This window comes from Mesorhizobium sp. M7A.F.Ca.CA.002.05.1.1 (genome assembly GCF_003998335.1).
Classification (GTDB): Bacteria; Pseudomonadota; Alphaproteobacteria; order Rhizobiales; family Rhizobiaceae; genus Mesorhizobium.
This window is the reverse complement of the sequence record NZ_RZQI01000874.1, coordinates 1-2,449: the sequence shown is the minus strand read 5'-3', so window position 1 is coordinate 2,449 and position 2,449 is coordinate 1. Positions and strand designations below refer to the sequence as shown.

Annotated in this window: 2 protein-coding genes; both read right to left on the bottom strand. The window is 62.6% G+C overall.

Going from position 1 to position 2,449, the window contains the following annotated elements; translation table 11 throughout:
• Window positions 1-1,034: 1,034 nt before the first annotated feature.
• Window positions 1,035-1,697 (bottom strand): SMC-Scp complex subunit ScpB, encoded by a 663-nt coding sequence (scpB, locus tag EN939_RS29840; RefSeq protein WP_063169436.1) that lies wholly within the window; start codon window positions 1,695-1,697, stop codon window positions 1,035-1,037.
• A 2-nt stretch (window positions 1,698-1,699) separates the two neighbouring features.
• Window positions 1,700-2,449, bottom strand: a 750-nt coding sequence (locus tag EN939_RS29835; RefSeq protein WP_127271249.1) for a DUF1403 family protein, incomplete at its 5' end; no start/stop codon positions are given.

The window sequence follows — 2,449 nt, the reverse complement described above, 5'->3', positions numbered from 1 at the left end:
ACGCAGCGGTGTGAGACGGGCATTCTTGTGGATGTTCATTCGGACCCTCCGATGGATGCTGAAGCGTGGTAACTCCAGTCTCCTCGGTCCGGTCCGAATGGACAACCTCTCGAAAGCTCACACCTAGAACTCCTCTTGAAAGCGTATCTAGCTTCAAAGGGCGTGTCGAAACGCGGTCTCCGGCTCGGCTTCGGTCACAAGATCGAGGACATTTACGAAGCCGCAGTGGCCCTAGGAATGCCGCCGATTGGGAACGTGAAGATGATTGCCAACAACCTTGACCTGATGAATTCTCAGCAAGATTTTAGGTACCCGTCGGGGTACAAGCTGAATGTCCCGCCGCCGAGCTTCTGCCGAGAAACGTATAACGCTCTCCACACAGCGATCGAGCCGAGGATCCCCACCGAGGTACTGAAAGCCAACCTCAAATTTCATTGGGATTTTCGGGGGAAGACTGTCATTTGGAAGGACGAATAGCCCGAGGATGATCTTCCCCATCTACGTTGGCGTTCTTATGGCGCTGCTGTCAGCATCCGCCATTGGCGGTGGCGGCAAGGCGATCTTGTTGGGATGGCCGCCTCGCTGACAATGGCCGGGATGGGCACTCGCCGGCTGGCTAGGTTCTTAGCAGGCCATAGCCGGCTGTCTGGTGGAGATCGTCTTTCAGGGCTTTGATCGTCTGTGAAAGGTCGCGAACCTTGTCCATCAGCGTCTGAATGGTCGCCCCGATGGGCTGGATCTTAACGCCTCAATCGTCGCGAGAAGCTCAAGGTAGACGTGGTTCAATTGAACTTTCTCCCTTCGAGAGCTCTCAATGGTGATCGACATGTGCGACCAGGCTCGATCAATTGCCTGTTCGCTTATCCTTCATCGACAAGCGGACGCGTGCCGCCACCTCCCTTCCGTCACGCGAAGGACCCAGCCGGCGAGACCAGACGGCGTGCGTGGCGCAATCTTCTATGTGACGAGCGGCGAGATCGCGTGTGTCCCGCCGTGATGGGATCATCTATTCGTCGAGCGCGGCGCTGGCGCCATCATCGTCGATATCTGCAAACCCTGGGATGATCCAGCAGCTTCTCCTTCGACAGCAGCCCGGCGTCCTCGAGCGCCTCGAAATCCGGCAGCTGGCGCAGCGTGTCGAGCCCGAACTGCGACAGAAAAGTTTTGGTCGTCACATAGGTGTAGGGCGCGCCCGGCTGCGGGCTGCGCGGCCCCGAGGCGACCAGCTGCTCAGCGCGCAGCACGCCGATCAGGTCACGTGACACCTCCTTGCCGAAAAAGCTCGACAGCTCGCCACGGGTGATCGGCTGGAAATAGGCAATGCACATCAAGACAAGCGCCTCCGCCTGCGACAGTTCTTTTGCTCCCTCGCCCGCTGCCGTGCCGAAGGCTGCGTGAATGGCGTCGCCAAAAACCTTTTTGGTCCGGTGCTGCCAGCCGCCGGCGACCGCGACCAGCTCGTAAGGGCGGCCGGCGAGTTCGGCGCGAATGTCGTCGATGATCAGCTCGATATTGCAGTTTTTTCCCACCACCCGCGCGAGGACACTACGTGTCACCGGTTCATTTGCCGCAAAGATCACCGCTTCGACGCGGGCCATCCATTCGCACCAGCGCAGCTCCGGCGGCAGATGTTCCAGTTCGGTGTCGAGCAGCGCCGGCTGATCGTTTGGCTTGCGGCGGGCGGACGCTTCGCTCATCGCTACAGCCCGAACAGCCGGAATGTGGGGCGGCCGGAGAGCTCGCGCACGACCTCCAGTTGCTGCAGCCGTTCGAACAGCCGTCGCGATGCAAAGCGCGACAGATTGTCCGTCGTCAGCGATCCGGACACGGCGTCTTCACTGAGCAGCAGAAAGATTACGTCGCCGGCGCCTTTGGCGCGCAGTTTCGGCGCCACCGCCAGGAGTTTTTCGGCCCGGCGCGACAGCTCGGCGGCCAACCGACAAGCGTCCGCGGCGGCCGCGACGAGCGCGATGCAAACCGCCCGCTCAAAATTCTTGTCCCCGGGCCGGATGCGCCGGCCACCGCCGGCCTCGGTGCGGAAAGATGGTCCAAAACCCTGCGCCATTAGGAGCGGCAGGGGCTGCGGCCAGCCCAGGCGTTGCGCCAGTACCAGGTCGGCGAGCCACCAGCCAAAGAGTTCGGCATCGGGACGCATGGCGACGACCTCAGCGGCGATCGCCGCGGCGTCGAATGGCGCCGACCGCTGGGATACCCCGAGTTTTTCGATCTGCGTGCAAAGGTCGGCGAGCGCGGCGCCGTCCCAATGGAGGCCAAGCTGGTCGAGTATCTTCCCGAGCCGGCCGGGCGTAGCGGCGGGCGGCTGCCTGGCCAACTGCCGCCAGGCGCCAAAGACGGCGCCTGCGGGACCGGGGTCAGCACGTAGGGGACGCAAATGCCAGGCATCGCGCAAGGCGGCCGCATCCGCGGCGCGGCCGGCGAGCCGCATGCT